The sequence below is a fragment of the Stenotrophomonas sp. 704A1 genome (assembly GCF_030549525.1).
Taxonomy (GTDB): domain Bacteria; phylum Pseudomonadota; class Gammaproteobacteria; order Xanthomonadales; family Xanthomonadaceae; genus Stenotrophomonas; species Stenotrophomonas tuberculopleuritidis.
The window spans coordinates 2119222-2139309 of sequence record NZ_CP130831.1 but is presented as its reverse complement, the minus strand read 5'-3'; the positions used below and the strand labels follow the sequence as shown (position 1 = coordinate 2139309).

General features: G+C 69.0%; 19 protein-coding genes. 4 read left to right on the top strand and 15 right to left on the bottom strand.

Features of this window, described 5'->3' with window-relative positions; genetic code table 11:
• Positions 1-26: 26 nt before the first annotated feature.
• Together Q5Z10_RS10205 and hisS are read right to left on the bottom strand one after the other, a co-directional pair.
• On the bottom strand, positions 27-335 hold the full coding sequence (locus tag Q5Z10_RS10205) for a YerC/YecD family TrpR-related protein (RefSeq protein WP_303638965.1): 309 nt from the start codon (positions 333-335) through the stop codon (positions 27-29).
• 175 nt (positions 336-510) lie between these two features.
• Complete coding sequence (gene hisS, locus Q5Z10_RS10200) at positions 511-1917, bottom strand: histidine--tRNA ligase (RefSeq protein ID WP_303638964.1); 1407 nt, start codon at positions 1915-1917, stop codon at positions 511-513.
• A gap of 139 nt (positions 1918-2056) precedes the next feature.
• On the opposite strand from hisS, the gene Q5Z10_RS10195 reads away from it, so the two are divergent.
• Entirely contained in the window at positions 2057-2809 is a 753-nt protein-coding gene (locus tag Q5Z10_RS10195; protein WP_303638963.1) for a Crp/Fnr family transcriptional regulator, read from the top strand.
• Positions 2810-2880: 71 nt separating this feature from the next.
• On the opposite strand, the gene thrC is transcribed toward Q5Z10_RS10195, so the two are convergent.
• From thrC to Q5Z10_RS10155, 8 genes are all read right to left on the bottom strand, one after another.
• Positions 2881-4170, bottom strand: a complete 1290-nt coding sequence (gene thrC, locus Q5Z10_RS10190; protein ID WP_303638962.1) for a threonine synthase — start codon at positions 4168-4170, stop codon at positions 2881-2883.
• Between the two features lie 29 nt (positions 4171-4199).
• Positions 4200-5114, bottom strand: a complete 915-nt coding sequence (locus Q5Z10_RS10185; protein WP_303638961.1) for a homoserine kinase — start codon at positions 5112-5114, stop codon at positions 4200-4202.
• Positions 5111-7615 carry a bifunctional aspartate kinase/homoserine dehydrogenase I gene (thrA, locus tag Q5Z10_RS10180; RefSeq protein ID WP_303638960.1) on the bottom strand — a complete coding sequence of 835 codons (2505 nt, stop codon included), beginning with the start codon at positions 7613-7615 and terminating at the stop codon, positions 5111-5113. Before thrA ends, Q5Z10_RS10185 begins: the two co-directional genes overlap by 4 nt.
• 358 nt (positions 7616-7973) lie before the next feature.
• Positions 7974-8924, bottom strand: a complete 951-nt coding sequence (locus tag Q5Z10_RS10175; RefSeq protein ID WP_303638959.1) for a DMT family transporter — start codon at positions 8922-8924, stop codon at positions 7974-7976.
• A 117-nt stretch (positions 8925-9041) separates the two neighbouring features.
• Positions 9042-9737 (bottom strand): helix-turn-helix transcriptional regulator, encoded by a 696-nt coding sequence (locus Q5Z10_RS10170; RefSeq protein ID WP_303638958.1) that lies wholly within the window; start codon positions 9735-9737, stop codon positions 9042-9044.
• Between the two features lie 130 nt (positions 9738-9867).
• Positions 9868-10920 (bottom strand): linear amide C-N hydrolase, encoded by a 1053-nt coding sequence (locus Q5Z10_RS10165; protein ID WP_303638957.1) that lies wholly within the window; start codon positions 10918-10920, stop codon positions 9868-9870.
• 64 nt (positions 10921-10984) lie between these two features.
• Positions 10985-11398 (bottom strand): DUF6691 family protein, encoded by a 414-nt coding sequence (locus Q5Z10_RS10160; RefSeq protein ID WP_303638956.1) that lies wholly within the window; start codon positions 11396-11398, stop codon positions 10985-10987.
• Positions 11395-11832 carry a YeeE/YedE family protein gene (locus tag Q5Z10_RS10155; protein WP_303638955.1) on the bottom strand — a complete coding sequence of 146 codons (438 nt, stop codon included), beginning with the start codon at positions 11830-11832 and terminating at the stop codon, positions 11395-11397. Before Q5Z10_RS10155 ends, Q5Z10_RS10160 begins: the two co-directional genes overlap by 4 nt.
• Before the next feature lie 87 nt (positions 11833-11919).
• On the opposite strand from Q5Z10_RS10155, the gene Q5Z10_RS10150 reads away from it, so the two are divergent.
• Positions 11920-12240 carry an ArsR/SmtB family transcription factor gene (locus Q5Z10_RS10150; protein WP_303638954.1) on the top strand — a complete coding sequence of 107 codons (321 nt, stop codon included), beginning with the start codon at positions 11920-11922 and terminating at the stop codon, positions 12238-12240.
• A gap of 6 nt (positions 12241-12246) precedes the next feature.
• On the opposite strand, the gene Q5Z10_RS10145 is transcribed toward Q5Z10_RS10150, so the two are convergent.
• The 5 genes from Q5Z10_RS10145 to Q5Z10_RS10125 all read right to left on the bottom strand — a co-directional run bounded on the left by Q5Z10_RS10145 (position 12247) and on the right by Q5Z10_RS10125 (position 18389).
• Complete coding sequence (locus Q5Z10_RS10145; protein ID WP_303638953.1) at positions 12247-12675, bottom strand: BLUF domain-containing protein; 429 nt, start codon at positions 12673-12675, stop codon at positions 12247-12249.
• Positions 12676-12758: 83 nt separating this feature from the next.
• Positions 12759-13895, bottom strand: coding sequence for a hybrid sensor histidine kinase/response regulator (locus Q5Z10_RS10140; protein ID WP_303638952.1), 1137 nt, complete (start codon positions 13893-13895; stop codon positions 12759-12761).
• Positions 13892-14467: a chemotaxis protein CheB gene (locus tag Q5Z10_RS10135; protein WP_303638951.1), complete on the bottom strand. Its 576-nt coding sequence runs from the start codon at positions 14465-14467 to the stop codon at positions 13892-13894. Before Q5Z10_RS10135 ends, Q5Z10_RS10140 begins: the two co-directional genes overlap by 4 nt.
• Positions 14467-15291, bottom strand: a complete 825-nt coding sequence (locus tag Q5Z10_RS10130; protein WP_303638950.1) for a CheR family methyltransferase — start codon at positions 15289-15291, stop codon at positions 14467-14469. Before Q5Z10_RS10130 ends, Q5Z10_RS10135 begins: the two co-directional genes overlap by 1 nt.
• Entirely contained in the window at positions 15288-18389 is a 3102-nt protein-coding gene (locus Q5Z10_RS10125; RefSeq protein WP_303638949.1) for a response regulator, read from the bottom strand. Before Q5Z10_RS10125 ends, Q5Z10_RS10130 begins: the two co-directional genes overlap by 4 nt.
• A 150-nt stretch (positions 18390-18539) precedes the next feature.
• Here Q5Z10_RS10125 and Q5Z10_RS10120 point away from each other — a divergent pair, with 150 nt between their 5' ends.
• Entirely contained in the window at positions 18540-19700 is a 1161-nt protein-coding gene (locus Q5Z10_RS10120; RefSeq protein WP_440138089.1) for a two-component system sensor histidine kinase NtrB, read from the top strand.
• A complete protein-coding gene (locus tag Q5Z10_RS10115) occupies positions 19690-20049 on the top strand; it encodes a response regulator (protein ID WP_303638948.1) in 360 nt (119 codons plus the stop codon). The genes Q5Z10_RS10120 and Q5Z10_RS10115 overlap by 11 nt, the downstream gene beginning before the upstream one ends.
• Positions 20050-20088 lie beyond the last annotated feature (39 nt).

Sequence of the window (20088 nt, the reverse complement as noted above, 5' to 3'; positions counted from 1 at the left end):
TCTCGAAGGTCGGAACGGGGCGCGGATCAGCGCGCGGCAAGGCGGTCGATGGCAGCGGCATAGCCTCGATGGCCGTGCTCGAGCGTGCGCGCCACCCGCCCGGTGGTGGTCACGCTGACACCGGTGCGTTCATGGATTTCGCGGTAGGGCACGCCCTGCTGCAGCAGCGGCACCACCTTCCAGCGGTCGGCCATGGCTTCCAGTTCGGCCGGGGTGCACAGGTCACGCAGGAAAGCTTCGACCTGCTCCGGTTCGCGCAGGGCGGCGAAGGCCTGGGCCAGCGCCTGCAGGTCGGCCTTGGGGTCTTTGGCGGTGATGTCGGGACGGGCTTTCACGGGCAGGACTCTTGCATCAATGTAATAGCGCGTTAGTACATTAGCGCATTCTTGCGCAGTGCGTCAAATCACGCCACGCGGCCGGGCGCGGACCCGACCGCCGTGTCCCGTAAACGCAGACGCCCACCGGGTGGTGGGCGTCTGTGTTGATCGGCGGCGTGGTGGACGCGGGCGGTCACATCACCTTCGACTGTTCCAGCTCGACCTGCAGGGTGCTGGCCAGCTCGTCGCGGGAGACTTCGAACTGCTGCTCGCGCAGCAGATCCTTCACCGCCACCACGCCGCGCGCCAGCTCGTCCTCGCCAGCCAGCGCGACGAAGCGGATGCCGGCCTTGGCCGCGTACTGGAACTGCTTGCCGATCTTCTTCGGCTCCATCTGCACTTCGGTGTTGATGCCGCCGGCGCGCAGGCGACGGGCGATATCCAACGATTCCGGCATGCCCTGTTCGTCCATCAGCGCCACCAGTGCCTGCACGCTGCTGGCCTCGATGCCGTCGATCAAGCCGGCTTCGCGCAGCTGCCAGAACAGGCGCGACAGGCCGATGGAGATGCCCACGCCGGGCAGCTTCGACTTGCTGTAGTGGCTGGCCAGATCCTCGTAGCGGCCACCGGAGCAGATCGAACCGATCTGCGGGTGATCGGTCAGGGTGGTTTCGTAGACAGTACCGGTGTAGTAATCCAGGCCGCGCGCAATCGAGAAATTGAGGCAGTAGGCACTTTCCGGCACGCCCAGTGCCTGCACCAGCTGCAGCACTTCACGCAGCTCGGCGGCACCTGCGTGCAATTGCTCGCTGCCACCGCTCAGAGACTGAACCGCGTCGACCACCTTGTCGATCTTGGCGAGTGCGTCGTCGAAAGAACTCGAACGAATCTCAACGAAGTCGAGGATGCGCTGAACTGCCGCAGGCTCTAAACCAAAATCTGGCCCAACGAGAGTCTCACGCACGTAATCGGGACCGCGCTTGTCCAGCTTGTCCACTTCCCGAAGCACCAAGGCCTGCAGATCGCCATCAATGACGCCTTGGGCCTCGAAGAAGCCCCGCATCAGCTTGCGGTTGTTCAACTGGATGCTGAAATCGCCGATACGCAGCTCCGAGAACACCGCGTGGATGACCGCCAGCACTTCGGCGTCATAACGCACGCTCAGGCTGTCCTTGCCGATCACGTCGATGTCGCACTGGTAGAACTCGCGGAATCGACCGCGCTGGGCACGCTCGCCACGATAGACGCGCTGCATCTGGTAGCGGCGGAACGGGAAGGTCAGTTCGTGTTCGTGCTCGGCCACGTAACGCGCCAGCGGCACGGTCAGGTCGAAGCGCAGCGCCATCTCCGGCAGCGATCGGTCGCCCGACTCGGCCGCATTGGCCAGCGCGCCGGTGGACTGCACGAAGTACACCTGGCGCTCGGTCTCGCCCCCGGACTTGGTCAGCAGGACGTCGGACAGCTCGAACACCGGCGTCTCCACCGGCAGGAACCCGAAGCGCTCGTAGTTGCGGCGGATGACGTCCAGCATGCGCTGGAACGCAATCTGCTCGCGCGGCAGCAGTTCAAGGGTGCCGGGCGGGGTACGGGGCTTGATCACGGGCGGAACTCCTGCGGGAACGGGGACGTGGGAGGGGGCGACATTCTAGCGCCCCGCATCGCGTGGCCGTGGAATTCGGGTGCAACGGCCGCTTGAAGTATCATAAAGGCCTCCCCCGCCCGCGATACGCCCACGCAACATGTCCCGGCCTTCCGGCGCCCCGCCCGCCGCCAACGATCCCGCTGCGCCGTCCTGCACCACGCTGGACTGCCTGCACTGCTCGGTTCGCCACCTTGCGGTGTGCTCGGCGCTGTCGCCCGATGAAGTGCAGGCGCTGGAGCAGGTCACTGTTTCGCAGCAGGTGACGATGGGCGGCACGCTGGCCCGGACCGGCGAAGAACGCCAGCATGTCTATACATTGACCGCCGGTGCGCTGCGCCTGGTGCGCACGCTGGCTGACGGCCGGCGCCAGATCAACGGCTTCGTGCTGCCGGGCGACTACCTGGGCCTGAGCGGCAGCGACCACCATCGCTACGATATCGAGGCCATTGCCGATAGCCGTGTGTGCCGCGTCGCGCTGCCGCAGATGAAGGGCCTGCGCGCCCGTTTCCCGCACCTGGAACGCAAGCTGCTGCAACGCGCCTGCCAGGAGCTGGACGCCGCACAGGATGCCGCGCTGGCGCTGGCCCGGCTGCAACCGGCGGAGAAACTGGCCGACTTCCTGCTGCGGCTGGCCGCACGCGAGGCCCGGCTCGGCGGCGACGGCCTGCGCGTGTCGCTGCCGATGGGCCGCGGCGATATCGCCGACCACCTGGGCCTGACCATGGAAACGGTCAGCCGCACCTTCACCAAGCTGCGCCAGCAGGGGCTGATTGCCCTGCCCCACCTGAACGTGGTGGAGATCCTCGACGAGGACGGGTTGCGCGGGCTGGCCGGTGAAGGGTTGATCTGAGCCGCTGCGCTCGCCGGGCATGGCCCGGCGCTACCTGTGGTGCGCGAACAGCAGCCGGGCATGGCTCGGCGCTACCAACGCAGCAACACCTCGCGCAACGCCGCGTAATCGGCCGCCAACGGTTCGGCATGCGCCGGCCGCTGCAACAACGCATCCAATGCCGGCGGCACGGCCACGGGTTCACCGATCAACGGCTCGACCACGGCCTCGAACTTGGCCGGATGCGCGGTGGCCACCACCGCCCAGTCGCCCTTGGCACCGCCCGCGCGCAGGTCCTGCAGCACCTTTACCGCCGTGGCCGTGTGCGGGCACACCCGTTCGCCGCGGCTGGCATGCGCTGACGCAATCGTGGCGCGGATGGTCACGTCGTCCACCGCGAACGCACGGAACGCCGCGCGCAGCTCTGCGTCATCGCCGTGATAGAGCCAGCGCAGCCGCTCGAAGTTGCTCGGTGCGCCCACATCCATCGCATTGGCAACGGTGGCAACGCTGGCCTGCGGCTGGTACGCGCCGCCATTGAAGTAGGACGGCAGCACGGCGTTCGCATTGGTGGCCAGCACGATCTGGCCGATCGGCACGCCCAGTGCGCGTGCCAGCACCGCCGCCATCGCGTTGCCGAGGTTGCCGGTCGGCACCACCAGGTTGAGGCGGCGCCGATGCTGCGCGTGGTGGCCCAGCGCCGCGTGCGCGTAGTAGCTCATCTGCGGCAGCAGCCGGCCCAGGCTGATGCTGTTGGCCGAACTCAACGGCACCTGTGCCTGCAGCGGGCGATCGGCCAGGGCCTGCTTGGCCATGGCCTGGCAGTCATCGAACGAACCGGCCACGCGCAGTGCCCGGATGTTGTCGCCGAAGCAGCCCAGCTGATGTGCCTGCCGCGGTGACACGCGACCGTCGGGGTACAGCACCACCACCCGTACCCCCGGCTGGCGGTGGAAGGCCGCGGCCACAGCAGCCCCGGTATCGCCGGAGGTGGCCACCACGATCGTCAGGTCGCGATCCTGGCCCGCCTGCAGCCGCGACAGGGTGCCGGCCAGGAAGCGCGCGCCGATGTCCTTGAAGGCCGCCGTCGGGCCATGGAACAGCTCAAGCACGTGGTCGCCGGCAGCGAGCGCGCGCAACGGCACCGGGAAGTTGAAGGCCGCGCTGCAGATCGACGGCAGCGCCTCTGCCAGCGCATCCCCGGCGAAGAACGGCGCCAGCAGATCGGCGGCGGTGTCGGCCAGGGTTGCGCCGGCCTGTAGCGCACGCGGCGCGGGTAGCGCCTGGGGCACGTACAGCCCGCCATCGGGTGCCAGCCCGGCGGCGATCGCCGCGCTGAGGCCAACGGCCGGTGCTTGGCCTCGGGTCGAAACAAATTGCATGGGACAGGGTTCCAGGAGAGGGGAAGGATTCAGCACAGCCGCGCACCCGCAGCATCCAGCGGCGACACCCACGCATCGCTGTCGACGCCGGCAGCGGCGAACGCCGCACGCACCGGTGCCACCGCGGCATGCGCCTGATCAGCGTCTTCGAACCAGGCGAACACGCTGGGACCGGCGCCGGAAATGCCGGCGCCCAGCGCAGCGGCCGACAGCGCTGCGTCGCGTGCCGCCTCGAAGCCGGTGATCAGCCCGGCCCGGCGCGGCTCCACCAGTACATCGCGCAGGCCCGCACGCACCAGCGAGGCATCGCCGCGATGGCAGCCGCTCAGGACCAGCGCCAGGTTGGCGCTCTGGGCAACGAACTCACCCAAGGCATAGCTGCCCTGCAACGCCTGGCGCGCGCGCCGGGTTTCCAGCACTGCGTGTGGATGCACCAGCAGGCTGTGCCAGCCGGCCGGCACCGGAATCGACAGCAGCCGATCGGCCGTGCACAGCGCCAGCCCGCCCAGCAGCAACGGGCCGACGTTGTCGCCGTGGCGGCCACCGCTGGCCACCGCTTCGCCATCGAGCGCGTACCGGTACAGGGCCTCGCGCGGCAACGGCACATCCAGCAGCGCGTTGGCCGCGACCAGGGCCGCCACGCATGACGCGGCCGAGCCGCCCATGCCCGAACCGAACGGAATGCCCTTGTCGATCTCCACGGCAAAGCCGAAGCCCAGGCCCAGACCGTCACGCAGCGACAGCAATGCGGCACCGGCGGTATTGCCGGCCGCGTCCAGTGGCAAGGCGACCGCGCTGCCACGGATCGCATCGATGCGCACCGTCGGCGTATCGATGCGTCGTACCGTCACGGTATCGCCGACGCCGGCGATGGCGTGACCGAGGATGTCAAAGCCCACGGCCACGTTGGCCACCGATGCCGGGGCGAACGCACGTGCGATCACAGGCGCGCTCCTTCGCCGGCAGCCACCCGCAGCAGGTCGGCGAACACACCGGCAGCGGTGACTTCCGGCCCCGCACCCGGGCCCTGCACCACCAGCGGGTTGTCGCAGTAGCGGCGGGTGCGGAACTGCACCACGTTGTCGGTTAGCCGCAGGTTGGCGAAGGCATGGTCGGCCGGCAGTTCCTGCAGGCCCACCGATGCGCCATCGGCGCCCAGGCGGGCGACATAACGCAGCACCGCGCCGCGCGCACGCGCATCCTGCAGCCGTTGCAGCAGGCCGGCATCGGATGCGTGCAGCCGCGCCATGAAGTCCTCCACGCTGCCCTCGCGCAGCGGTGCCGGCACCAGGCTCTCCACCTGCACCTGCTCCAGGCTCAACGCATGGCCGGCCTCGCGGGCCAGGATCACCAGCTTGCGTGCCACGTCCACACCGGACAGGTCATCGCGCGGATCCGGTTCGGTGTAGCCCATCGAGCGTGCCTGCGCGACCAGCGCCGAGAACGGCTGGCTGCCGTCGAAGCGGTTGAACAGCCAGGCCAGCGTGCCGGAGAAGATGCCCTCCACCGCCAGCACCTCATCGCCGGTATCGACCAGGTCACGCAGCGTGGTGATCACCGGCAGGCCGGCGCCGACCGTGGCCTCGTAGCGGAAGCGCGCACCACTGGCCGCCGCGGCGGCTCGGATGCGCTGGTAGCGCGCAAGCGGACCGGCACCGGCCTGCTTGTTCGGGGTCACCACATGGATGCCGGCGGCCAGCCAGCCCTCGTAGCGTTCGGCCACCTCGGCGCTGCCGCTGCAGTCGATCACCACGGCGTGCGGCAGATGGGCCGCCAGCAGGTGCTCGGTGAAGCGGTCAAGATCGCTGGCTTCGGCATCGCCCTGCAGGGCCTGCCGCCAGTCGTCATGCAGGCCATCGGCCTCCAGCCGCATGCGTGAACGCGAGGCCAGCGCGCGCAGGCGCAGGTCGATGTTGGCCTTGGCCAGCAGTTGCGGGCGCGCGGCCAGCAGCTGGTCCAGCAGCGCGGCGCCGACGTTGCCCGGACCGATCACGCCCACCGCGAACGTCTGCGGCGACAGCCAGAAGCCGGCATGCGCCGCGCGCAGGGCACGGGTGGCGTCGGCAGCCGCCACCGCGACCGAGATGTTGCGCTCGGACGAGCCCTGCGCGATCGCCAGGATGTTGACCTGGGCCCGGCCCAGCGCCTCGAACAGGCGCGCGGCCACGCCGGGCTGGCCGGCCATGCCGTCGCCGACCGCCGCCAGCACGCTGACCCCTTCACTGACCTGCACGCGCTGCACCTGGCCCGCCGCCAGTTCGTGCGAGAACGCCTGCAGCACCGCATCGCGCCCGCGCCCCGCCTCCGCCGCGCGCACCACGCAGCAGATCGAATGCTCCGACGAACCCTGCGAGATCATCACCACCGAGACCTGGGCCTGGCGCAGCGCTGCGAACACCCGCTCGGCCGTACCCGGGACGCCGATCAGACCGGTGCCCTCCAGGTTCAGCAGCGCCAGCTCCGTACTCAGCGTCAGGCCCTTCACCGGCCCGCGCGGCGAGCGTTCGGCGCTGATCCGGGTGCCCGGATGGGCCGGCTGGAAGGTATTGCGGATGATGATCGGCAGGCCAAGCCGGATCGCCGGCGACATGGTCTGCGGATGCACCACCTTGGCACCGAAGTAGGCCAGCTCGCAGGCTTCGTCATAGCTCAGCGACTGCAGCTGCACTGCGCCGGGCACCAGCCGCGGATCGGCCGACAGCACGCCATCGACATCCGTCCAGATGTGCAGCTCGTCGGCATTGAACAGGGCAGCGAAGATCGCGCCGGAGTAGTCGCTGCCGTTGCGGCCGAGCGTGGTCACCCGGCCCTGGCGGTCACGGGCGACGAACCCGGTGGCGACCACGCGCGGCTGCGGATGCTGCAGGCGCCAGCCCGCCAGGCGTGCGGCGCTGGCGTCCCAGTCGACATCCACGCCCAGCTCGCCGTGCCCGACCACCAGCACGTCGCGTGCATCGAGCACCGCGCAGGGTTCGCCCAGCGCGCGCAGGTGGCTGCCAAGCAGCTGTGCGGAGAACACCTCGCCCAGACCCTGCACGCGGTCGAGCACCTCCCGCGGCAATTCGCCGATGACCGCCAGCGCACCCAGCACCTCGGCCAGCTGCGCGAAGCGTGCATCGATCCATTCCACGGTATCGCCCACCTGTTCGCCGAGCAGCGCGACCGCTGCGCCGCGATGACGCGCGCGCAGCGCGTGCCAGGCCTCCTGCCAGCCGCCATCGCCGGCAGCGGCCAGCTGCGCCAGCTCGATCAGCGCATCGGTGACGCCCTTCATCGCCGAAACAACGGTGACCTGCAGGGTTTCGGGCCGGGCCAGCAGCAGGCCGGCGACGTGGCGGTAGCGCTCGGCGTCGGCCACCGAGGTACCGCCGAACTTGTGCACGACGGTGGACTGCGTGGTCAGAGCGGCCGGGGCGGCGGGATGGGCGGGGGCGATGGAAGACATGCAGACCTCGGCAGGAGGCCCCGTCGCATGCAGATGGTCGAGTTTCCCCGCCACCTGGATGGTGCGGGGCCGTGGTTTTCGGGAGTTACACGAAGACGACGGGCCGCACCAGGGCAGTGGTGTCGGTGGTGGTGGTAATGGTGGTGATGGCAACCGGCGCAGTCGAACGGCCCGCGCAAGCGGGGGCGATCAGGCGGGCGGTGGCGGCATCAAGGACCATGGGGTACAGAAAACACCGCCACCCCGGCGGCTGTCAAGTGCTGCGATGCAAAAAATCGCGGCCGCGATCATCCGCGAACGTGCCGGCATTTGGTTGCAACTGAGACCAAGTCGCCATCAGCACGCTTGACGAGCCCATTCAACCGGCATGTTCGGCGATCGCCCGCGGTGTGCGATGGGCGTGTGCGCACAGCATCACGCCAGCCACCAGCAACACGATCGCCAACGCCTCCAGCAGGGTCGGCCAGCGCCGTTGCCAGGCGAACGCGTACAGCAGCGCGAACAGTGTCTCGAACACGATCATCTGCCCGGTCAGGGTCAATGGCAGCAGGCGGCTGGCGCGGTTCCAGAAGGCGTTGCCAAGGATCGAGGCGATCACCGCCACGCCGGCGCTGATCGCCCAGAAGGCGCTCCACTGTGCCGGCGAGTGCGCGCCGCTGTGGCCGATGAAGGCCATCGGCACCAGCAGCAGCGACAGGCCACCGGTGGTGACGCCGGTCAGCAGCGACCAGTCGTGGCTGGAGAGGTCCGGTCGCCGCGCCAGCCAGCGGCTGTTGCCGATCGAGTACAGCGCCCACGAGAACAAGGCCCCGAATGCGCACAGCAGGCCGACCAGGCGTTGCCGCCACGGCGTGCCAAGGTGCTCGGACATCAGCGCTTCCCAGCCGACCAGCGCCACCCCGGCCACGCACAGCGCCAGCGCCGGCATCAGCTGCTTCAACGGCACCGCCCCCTTCTCGCGCACGCCCACCAGGGTCACCACCACCGGGATCAGGCCGACGATCAGCGAGGCGGCGGCACCGCCGGCCCATTGCACGGCCGTGGCCAGCAGCAGGAAGTACACCAGGTTGCCGGCCAGGCTGAGCCACAACAGCCCTCGCCATTCGGCACCGCCCAGCTTCGGCGCCAGCCGTTTCCAGCGCGGCAGCAGCAGGATCACGGCGATCGCGCCATAGACCAGGTAACGGCCGGCCGACAACTGCAGCGCGTTGAAGCCGTTCAACACCGCGGGGGCGAGGAAGACCACGCCCCACAGCGCACCGGCGGCCACGCCGTTGGCGATGCCCAGGGCAATCGGAGTGTTGCGCATTGCAGGTTCCGGGGGAGAGAACAGGCCGCGCAGTGTAATTGCCGGTGCGGTGCACGTTCTTGACCCAGACTACTGCCCTGCCCCGACGCGCCGTTTCACTGCAGCCGGCGCTGCCGATCAGGCCGCGCCCCTGCGCCAGGCCGCCGGGGTCAGCCCGCACTCACGGCGCAACGCGCGGGTCAGCGCGCTCTGCTCGGAATACCCTGCTGCCAGCGCGATCTCGCTGATCGGCAGCGTGCTGGTGCGCAGCCGATGCTTGGCCCAGCGCAGCCGGCAGGCACTGAGCCAGGCCTGCGGGCTGAGTCCGAACTCGCGCACGAACAGCGCATGCAGGCGGCTCTCGCTGACTCCGACGAAGGCGGCCATGCGCGCCACCGGCCACGGTTGCCCGGGCGCGGCACGAACCGCCGCACACAGTCCCTGCATGCGCGCGCCACTGCCTGCGGGGGCGAATACCTGCAGCAGATGCGGCAGCAGGGCGGGCAACGGCTGGCCCTGCCGCACCTGCGCCAGGGCCAGCCGCAGCGACAGCGGCAGGTGCAGCCAGCGCTGGCGGCAGAGATGCTGCTGGGTATCGTCATCGAGCACGCCGGGAGCACAGTCGACGATCACGAATCCGTTGGGGCCGTCGGCCATCTGGTCGTGCGCCTCGCCAGCGGCGACAAACGCACCCTGCAGCAGGTCCAGGCGACCGCCGCGCCCTTCCATCTCGAACTGCAGCTCGCCCTGCAGCGGCAGCACCCACTGCGCGTAGTCGTGCCGGTCAAGGCCGGTGGCCTGGCCATACTGTCGAAGGTGGAAGATCGCGCCCATGTTCCGAGTGTGCGCGTGCCGCCGTTTCCCTGCAACGCAATGCCGGCGCGGGGCGACGTGCTCGCCGCCCCCTGCTCCGCTGCCGGTCCGCCGGGCGCCCGGAGCGAAGACCGGCAGCAAGCGCATCAGCTCAGCCGTCGACGCCGAGGAAGGTGAACGGTGCGCTGGGCACGAACTTGTCCAGCGCATCACCGGCGAAGGTATTGCGCTGGTCCGGGCCGAGGTCGAGCTTGAGCACCTTGCCTGCGAAGTCGACCTTGTTCAGATCGACCCAGAACGTGTTCGGGGTCAGCGCCGACTCGAAGAAATACAGGCGCCGCTTGTGGTCGGCCACGGTGCGCCATCGGGTCGAGGAAATGTTCGGCTCGCCCGGCGTGGTGATGCCATAGGGCACCGATGCGTTGCGGATCACGCTGAACACGCTGGCCAGCGCCTCCACCGGATCCTCGGCCTTCGGGATCGCGTTGATGTAGAACGAAGCACGCGCGAAGCGGTCGGCGGAACGGTTGGTGCCCGGCAGCATCACCGTGCCACCGATCTGCTGCCAGTAGCTGTTCAGGGCCAGCTGCTGGTCGAACACCGGCGAGTTGGTCATCACCTGGTAGCGGCGGTCATGATGGATCACCTGGCGGCCACCGATGTACTCGACGATGGCGCTGTCCCCCTTTGCATCGGACAGCGACAGGTGCAGCGTGGCCTGGCGGTCCTCGCCCGGCACCTTGTCGGTCACGATCGCGTACGGCTCGCGCCGCAGTGCGGCGACGGCCTCCTCGACCGTCGCGAAGTTGTCCAGCACGTACTGCGCCCACAGCGAGATCGACAGGCCCGGCTTGCTGCCGCGCTGGGCCGGATATTCCGACTCGACCAGCCACAGCAGGTTGGCGACCAGGCCCTTCTCGTTCATGCCATCGGTGGTGGAGACGTCGTAGCCGGTGGCGACCACACTGCCATAGCGCGCGGTCCATGCGATCGAGTTCGGACCGGCCAGGCCGGTGCGGGCGATACCGCGCGGCAGCACGTAGAGATTGGTCGCGACATCGACCTTCCAGTCCATCGAACGGGCCGTGATCACATCGCCGTTGTCGCCCAGATACACCGCCCGCGTGCAGGCCGGTGCAGGCATCGCTGCCGCCCAGGCGGCCAGTGCCAGCAGCACGCTGCCCGTCCATGTCATCCGCGCCATGCCCTGCTCCTTTCCCCGTGAGGGCTCCATCTGAACCCCGGCAGGGTGAGACGCAGGTGAAGCCTCAGCGCCGCCCGCGATCGTGCAGCCAGAACCCGGCCAGCATCGCCGGCACGAACCACAGCGCTTCGCGTGAACCGACGGCCAGGCCCGCCAGCGCCGGCCCTGGGCAGTAACCGGCCCAGCCCCAGCCGATGCCGAACAGCACCGCGCCCAGCAGCAGGCGTGCGTCGATACCCTGCGCGCGCGGCAGCTGGAAGCGTGCCGCGCATCGCGGCCGCCGATGCCGCAGCACCCAGCGTTGACCCAGTGCACTGACCAGCACCGCCGCGGCCAGCACCCAGGCCAGGGTGGGATCGAAATCGCCCGCCACATCCAGGAAGCCCAGCACGCGGCGCGGATCGGTCATGCCGGCAAGCGCAAGCCCGGCCCCGAACAGGGCGCCTGCGGCAGTGGCCGCCCATAGCGTCCGGTTCATGCCAGGGCTCCGCCATGCCGCACCAGGAAGGTGGTGAGCATCGCGCAGGCCATGAACACCAGCACCGCCACCAGCGACCGCCGCGCGCCGCGCCCCAGCCCGCAGACGCCATGTCCACTGGTACAGCCCTGGCCCAGACGGGTACCCACGCCGACCAGCAGGCCGGCCGCCAGCAGCTGCCAGGCCGGCAGCGCATCGCGCAGCAACCCGCGCGGCGGTTGCCCCGGCGCCGCCTGCCAGTACAGCACCGCGCCGGCGGCGAACACCAGCCCGAGCAGGAATGCCCAGCGCCAGCGGCGATCGCCCTGCGGCGCGGTCAGCGTCCCGGCGGCGATTCCGCTGATGCCGGCGACGCGGCCCAGGGTGGCCAGCAGCAGCACCGCCGCGCCACCGATCAACGCTCCGCCAGCGACGGCGGCCCACGGCACGTTCATGCCCTGCTCCCGGCACGTTCCTGCATTGGCTTGCCCTTTAATTTAGATATATCTAAATTAGACGTTTCTGAATCACAGGGTCAAGCCATGCCCCGCACCACGCCCGACAGCGCCGCCATGGCCAAGCATGCCGGACAGGCAGCGGCCCTGCTCAAATCGCTGGCGCACCCGGCCCGGCTGCAGGTCCTGTGCCGTCTGGTGGAGGGCGAAGCGCCGGTGCCGGAACTGCAGGCATTGACCGGCTTGAGTGCCTCGGCGCTGTCGCAGCACCTGGCGGTACTGCGCGGGCTGCAGGTGGTGGCAACCCGGCGTCAGGCGCAGAGCCTGCACTACCGGATGCTGGATGGCCCTGCACTGGGGGTGCTGCAGGCCCTGCACGCAGCGTACTGCGCGCCGCCGAAGGCGTAGGGGCATTCAGCCCGCGCTGAGCGCCGGGCGTACCACCTCGGTCAGCAGGTCCACCGCCGTCGGCTGTGCGCGGTCGCCCTGCAGCGTGCGGGTGAAACCGGACCAGTCGCCAGCGGAAAGCTGGCGCAGCATCGCCGCATCGACCGGCAGCGCACGCATCGCCCAGTACGGGAACTGGCGCTGCCCCAGGCGACTGCGCGCCAGTTCGACGATGTCGACATGGCTGCCGGCCTGCAGGATGCGCTCGTAGACCGAATCGATGCCGTCCGGGGGGCCTTCGATGTACTGCAGGAAGCGCTGCCCATCGTGCAGCAGCACGCCGGTCACCCCCGCCAGCTTGTTGAAGCGCGCGGCGTCGTCAACCAGCGTGCGCAGCCGTTGATCGGAAAGATCGGGCTTTGCCTGGCTGACATAGGCGATGGCGCGAAGTGGCATGAGCAGTCCTTGGCAACGTGAGCGAGCACGGTAACAGTTGCGGACGAGTCCGTCTCACACTGTGCCGGTACTGGCTGAAGAATTCAGGAAACGGCCGCACGGGCGTCGCCACGACGCGGCAGCAACGCTTCGAACACCACCTGGCCGTCCTCGTTGCGCGCGCTCAGCCGTCCGCCGTGCGCGCGCACGAACTGGTCGACGATGTACAGGCCAAGGCCCAGCCCCTTGCTCTGGTGGAAGCTGGCCTTGAACGGCTCGAACAGGCGCGGCAGCAGCGCTGCGTCGATCTGCCCTGGGTTGCGCACCCGCAGTGCCACCGTGCGCGCATCGGTGCCATCGACCTGCACCGCCACGCCATCGGCGCCGCCGTGGGTCAGTGCATTGCCCACCAGGTTCGCAGCGATCTGCCCCAGCCGGTCCATATCGCCGTGCAGGCAGGCATCGCCGGTCACATCGAAGGCGATGCGCCCGCCACCGTCGACGCCGGTGGCTTCGGTCAGCACTGCGCGGGTCACCTCGGCCAGATCGCAGGCTGCGGTCTGCAGGCGCAGGCCGCCGCTGCGGATGCGCGAGAAGTCCAGCAGCTGTTCGACCATGCGTGCCATCCGCATCGTGCTGGCTTCCAGGTACTTCAGGGTCTGCTGCGCACCCGGATTGCCGGGCGGCAGCTCCAGGCTCAGCTTGTCGGCGCACAGCAGGATCGCCGACAACGGCGTGCGCAGGTCGTGGGTGAGCACCGCGGCCATGGTTTCGTTGAGCTTGAGCGCTCGCTCCAGCGCCTCGTTGCGCGCCTTCAGCAGCTGCCGCTGCTGGTAAAGCTCGATGAACACGTTGACCTTGCTCAGGATCACCTGCGGCGCCACCGGCTTGTGCAGGAAGTCGACCGCGCCGCTTTCGTAGCCCTTGAACACGCGCACCGGATCATCCGGCGAAGCGGTCAGGAAGATGATCGGCACGTCGCGGCTGCGCTGCGAGCCACGCATGAGTTCGGCCAGCGTGAAGCCATCGATCTCCGGCATGTGCACATCCAGCAGCGCCAGCGCCACTTCATGCTCCAGCAGCAGCTCCAGCGCCTGTGCGCCGGAACCGGCCAGCAGCAGGTTGACCCCCTCGCGGCGCAGCAGCGCCTGCATGGCCACCAGGTTCTGCGGCACGTCATCGACGATCAGCAGGTTGACCGGGGACTGCGCCTGGGCAGGGTCCGGTGGCAGCAGGTTCATGCAAACAACTCCTTCAGACGACGGCACATCAATTCAAGGGGCAGCACGGCATCGGCGCCGGCGTGCTGCAGGGCGGACGCAGGCATCAGCGATGCCTCGGCCTCGTCGGGGCATTGCAGCCAGGCGCGGCCACCCGCGGCACGTACGGCTGCCACGCCTTCACTGCCATCGCTGCTGGCGCCGGTCAGCAGCAGCGCCAGCACGCGCGGACCAAACACGGCGGCCGCCGATTCGAACAGCGGATCGATCGCCGGGCGCGAGTACAGCACCGGCGCATCCAGCGACAGCGCCACCGCCTGCGCGTCTTCCACCAGCAGGTGGTAATCGGGCGGCGCGAAGCTGATCGTCCCGGGCTGCAGCGGTTGCTTGTCCTCGGCCTCGCGCACCTGCAGCGCACAGTACGGCGCCAGCACCTCGGCGATGCGGCTGCTGCGGTCGCGCGGCAGGTGCAGCACCACCAGCACCGGCACCGGCAGCTTGGCCGGCAACGCGCCCAGCACCGCCTGCAGCGCCGCCACGCCGCCGGCAGAGGCGCCCACCACCAGCAGCGACGGCAGCGCAGCGGCGTCCATCAGGCCACCTTCCGGTACACCCGGTGTTCGCGCGAGCAGACCTCGAACGCATCGTGGTGCTGGCCGAACTGCAGCGATTCCTTGCTGCCCAGGCCAAGGAAGCCGCGGTGCACCAGCGCCTCGCGGAACAGGCCGACGGCGCGGTCCTGCAGGTCGCGGTTGAAGTAGATCAGCACATTGCGGCAGGACACCAGGTGCACTTCGGAGAACACGGTATCGGTGGCCAGGCTGTGGTCGGCGAAGACCACGTTGCGGCGCAGCTGGCGGTCGAACACCGCGCCGTCGTAGGCGGTGGAATAGTAATCGGACAACGATCCGGTGCCGCCGGCCTGCAGGTAGTTGCGGCTGAACTGCGCCAGGCGGTCGATGCCATAGGCACCGGCCTCGGCGGTCGCCAGCGCGGCCGGGTTGATGTCGGTGGCGTAGACGATGCTGCGTTCGAGCAGGCCTTCCTCGTGCAACAGGATCGCCAGCGACCACACCTCTTCGCCGGTACTGCAGCCGGCCACCCACAGCTTCACCGACGGATAGGTGCGCAGCACCGGCAGCACCGTCTCGCGCAGCTGGCGGAAGTAGCCCGGGTCACGGAACATTTCCGACACCTGCACGGTGAAGAACTGCATGGCCTGGGCGAACAGCTCCGGCTCATGCAGCAGCCGGTGCTGCAGGTCGGCCAGCCGCTCGCACTCGTAGCGCTGCATCGCCTGGCGGATGCGCCGGCGCAGCGAGGACACCGCATAGCTGCGGAAGTCGTAGTGGTAGCGCTGGTACAGCGCTTCCAGCAGCACCTTCAGCTCCAGGTCGAACAGCGCCTGCTCGTTCATTGCCGCGAGCACCACACGCGGCACAGCGAGACCAGCTTGTCGACATCGATCGGCTTGGCGATGTAGTCGTTGGCACCGGCCTGCAGGCAGCGCTCGCGGTCATCGGGCATCGCCTTGGCGGTCAGCGCGATGATCGGCAGGTCCTGCAGGTGGCGCTGCTCGCGGATCTCGCGCATCGCGGTCAGGCCGTCCTTCTCCGGCATCATGATGTCCATCAGCACCAGATCGACCTCGCGCTGTGCCAGCCGGTCCAGGGCTTCCTGGCCATTGCGCGCGATCTCCAGGGTGACGCCCAGCGGTTCCAGAACGCTGGACAGCGCGAAGATGTTGCGCACATCGTCCTCGGCCAGCAGCACGGTACGGCCATCGAGTACGGTGTCGCGGCGGCGCGCTTCACGCAGCAGCCGCTGCTGGTCGCTGGGCAGGTTCGCCTCGACGCTGTGTAGGAACAGGGTCACTTCGTCCAGCAGGCGTTCGGGTGAGCGGGCGCCCTTGATGATGATGCTCTTGGAGTAGCGGCGCAGGCGCTGCTCTTCCTCGCGGCTGAGCGCGCGGCCGGTATAGACGATGACCGGCGGGAAGCCCACGTCATCGTTACCGGCCATGTGTTCGAGCAGATCGTAGCCGCTGCCGTCGGGCAGCGACAGGTCCATCACCATGCAGTCGAAGGTGACGCTGCTTAGCTGCTCCAGCGCCGCGGCGAGCGTGCCCACCGCGATGATCTGCAGCTGGTCACGCCCCAGCAGCAGCTCCAGGTTGCGGCGCAGGTCGTTGTCGTCCTCCACGATCAGCAGGCGGCGCACGTCGCGCTGGCTGGTCTGCTCCAGTTGTTCGATGGCGGCCACCAGGCGTTCGCGCGTGGTCGGCTTGATCGCAAACCCGATCGCACCCAGCTCACGCGCCACCTGCCCACGGTCCATCGCCGAGACCACGTGCACCGGAATGTGGCGGGTGTCGGGATTGCGCTTCAGCCGTTCCAGCACGCTCAGGCCGGACACGTCGGGCAGGCCGATGTCCAGCAGGATGCCGTTGGGCCGCAGTTCGACGGCCAGTGCCAGTGCCTCCTCGGCGGTTGTGGCGACCACGCAGTCGAATTCCATCTCGTGGGCCAGCACCACCAGCGCTTCGGCGAACGCAGCATCGTCTTCCACGGCCAGGATCAACCGCCCGGCGCGCTGCCGACGGCCGCGGTCATCCTGCACCCCGGTGCCGGCGACGGCCGCCGGGCGTGGCGCCGGTGCGGCGACGGGTGCGGCCGGCGGCGGCGCCACCCGCACCGCCGGTGCATCCACGGTGGCCTCTGCCGGCACCGCAGCTTCCGGCGCGCCGGCCAATGGCAGCTCCAGGATGAAGCAGCTGCCGCGGCCGGGCTCGCTGTCCACCTGGATGTCGCCGCCCATGCGCACGGCGAGGTCACGCGAGATCGACAGGCCCAGCCCGGTGCCGCCATAGCGGCGGCGGGTGCTGCCATCGGCCTGGCGGAACGCCTCGAAGATCACCTGCAGCTGGTCGCGGGCGATGCCGATGCCCGAATCGCAGACTTCGAAACGGATGCGACCGTGGCCGCCGGCACGTACCTGCAGGCTGACCTTGCCGTGTTCGGTGAACTTCAGCGCATTGGCCAGCAGGTTCTTCAGGATCTGCTGCAGGCGCTGGCTGTCTGCCACCAGCTGGCTCGGCGCCAGCGCGTCGGCATCGATCTGCAGGGCCAGGCCCTTCTGCCGTGCCATCGGCTCGAAGGTTTCCTGCAGCCGCTGCAGCACGCTGTCGACCACGACCACTTCGTCGGCCAGTTCGACGTGTCCGGCTTCGATGCGGGACAGGTCGAGGATGTCGTTGATCAGGGCCAGCAGGTCATTGTTCGACGACAGGATCGCGCGGGCGTACTTGACCTGTTCTTCGGTCAGGGTGCCGTCCTTGTTGTCGGCCAGCAGCTTGGACAGGATCAGCGAGCTGTTCAGCGGCGTGCGCAGTTCATGCGACATGTTGGCCAGGAACTCGGACTTGTAGCGCGAGGTGGCGGCCAGTTCGTTGCTGTTGCGGACCAGCTGCCCCTGCGCCACCAGCAGCGCCTGCTTCTGCGCCTCCAGTTCATGGGTGCGCTCTTCCAGCTGCACGTTGCTCTGTTCCAGCTCGGCCTGCTGCTGTTCCAGATGGGTCTGCGACTGCAGCAGGCTGCGGCTCTGCTCTTCCAGTTCCTCGTTGGCCACCCGCAGTTCTTCCTGCTGTGCCTGCAGCTCCTCGCCCTGGCGCTGCGATTCCTCCAGCAGCACCACCAGCTGCGCACGCAGCAGTGCGGTGCGCAGCGCAATGCCGATGGTATCGGCGCAGCGCTCCAGCAGTTCGTCGTCGAGCGACGGGTCGATGCCCGCGGCCACCCGGCCCAGCTCGATCACGCCCACCGCAGCCCCATCGCTGCTGATCGGCGCGAGAATACGCTCGCGTACCGGTACCCGGCCCAGGCTGGACTCGACTTCCAGCACGGCGGCCTCGTCAGCAAGCAGGTGGCGCACCCGCTGGTCACGGGCCACCTGCCCCGGCATGCCGTCCTGCAACGCCAGCGCCGCCGGCATGCCGGCCGGCATCGCCAGGCCACCGGTCAGCTGCAGGCGCCCGCCTTCCAGGCGATAGACCGCCGCCACTTCGGCCTGCAGCTGCAGGGCCAGCGACGCAGCGGCCGCCTCGGCCACCTGTTCCGGCCCCAGTTCACCGCGCAGGCTCATCGCCACGGCGTTCTCCGCTTCCTGCAGCCACAGCGCGCGCATCGCCTGGCGCCGCGCCTGGATCGCGCGCGACACGATCAGCGCGATCATCAGGAACGCGGTGCCACCGATGCTGCGGTTGACGAAGGAGAACGCTGAGTTGGAACTGGCCGGGGCCACGTTGTAGCCCACCGCCAGCAGCACGCAGGCCACCCCGGCCACCAGGAACGGCACGCGGGTGCTGCGCTGGAACACGGTCACCCCGACCGCCATGAAATAGGCCAGCCAGACCGCATAGCCCAGCGGCACGACCAGCTCCATCGCCGCGGTCGCAGCCACCAGTACCGTCGAAACCATCCAGATCCAGCGATCGCGTGTGGTCGTACCAGCGTGCATGCAGGTCGGCTCCAGGGAGAAAAGGTGGGTGATGGTACTCCCTGTCGCATTCAGCCGCATACGACGAATGGCACAGGCGCGGCATGCACACCTTCTTCACACTTCACTGCCTACGGTCTCGTCCCTTACCGGGGTAATACGCATTCCATCGTGGTCGCTGCCGCTTCGACGCCGTCCGTGCTGACGGACCCTTCCCGACAGCTCCGATTGCTGATCGACAGCGTGCGCGATCATGCGCTGTATCTGCTTGATCCCGACGGCATCGTCTGCAGCTGGAACCCAGGCGCCGAGCGCATCAAGGGCTACCGCGCGGACGAAGTGATCGGCACCCATTTCGGTCGCTTCTACCTGCCCGCCGACCGCGATGCCGGCGAACCCCAGCGCCTGCTGCAGCTGGCCGCGCAGAATGGTCACCACGCAGCCGAGGGCTGGCGGGTCCGCCGTGACGGTTCGTCGTTCCGCGCCAGCGTGGTGATCGAACCGGTGGTCGAGAACGGTCAGCTGCTGGGCTTCGTCAAGATCACCCGCGACATCACCGAGCACTGGCAGGCGCAACGGCTGCTCCGGGATGCGCAACGGGCGCTGCGCCAGACCCAGCAGTTCGAAACGGTCGGCCAGCTCAGCCGCGGCCTGGCCCATGAATTCAACAACCTGCTGACCACCATCGGCAATGCGCTGGACCTGCTGTCGGCGCGGATGGGCGACGATGCCCGGGCCAATGCCCTGCTGGCCACCGCGCAGGCGGCCAGTGACCGTGGCGCGCTGCTGACCCGGCAGCTGCTGGCATTCAGCACCGGCCAGACCCTGATCCGCGAGCCGCTGGATCTCAACCAGCGCATCGGCCAGTGGCTGCCGGGCCTGCAGGCCGCCTGCCCGGCCGGGATCAGCCTGGAAACCGCGCTGGCCCCGGGCCTGCCCATGCTGTCCACCGACGCGGTACAGTTGCAGACGGCACTGGCCAACCTGGTCGCCAATGCCGTGGAAGCGACCCTTGACGGCGGTCGCGTGCTGATCGCCACCGCGCTGGAGCACCGCCTGGACCCCGACGCCGACATCGCCCAGCAACGGGGCTATGTCACCCTGAGCGTCTGCGATGAGGGCCACGGCATGGCACCGGACGTGGCCGAACGCGCGACCGAACCCTTCTTCACCACCAAGGACATCGGCAAGGGCAGCGGCCTGGGCCTGAGCCAGGTGTTCGGATTCACCACCCAGAGCGGCGGCTTCGTCGACGTGTCCACCACGCCCGGTGTCGGCACCACGGTCAGCCTGCTGCTACCCGCCACGGAGACCACAGACCATGACCGATGATCCCATCCGCGTATTGATGGTGGAGGACCAGGACGATCTGCGCGAGATGATCGGCCTGGCCCTGCGCGATTTCGGCATCGAGGTGGCGACCACCGGCGATGGTCACGAAGCGGTGGCCCTGCTGAAGGGCGATACCCGCTTCGATGTGGTATTCAGCGATATCAGCATGCCCAACGGCATGTCGGGCATCGAGCTGAGCGAGCATGTGGCGCGCGACCAGCCGCAGGCGCGGATGATCCTCTCGTCCGGCTATGCACGCTCGCAGCTGCCGCCGCTGCCGGAGCAGGTGGAATTCCTGCCCAAGCCCTACCGCCTGCGCCAGCTGATGGAGCTGCTGAAGCAGGCATGAGGCGGGGCCGGGCACGCCCGGCACCCGCGGCGGTCCGGT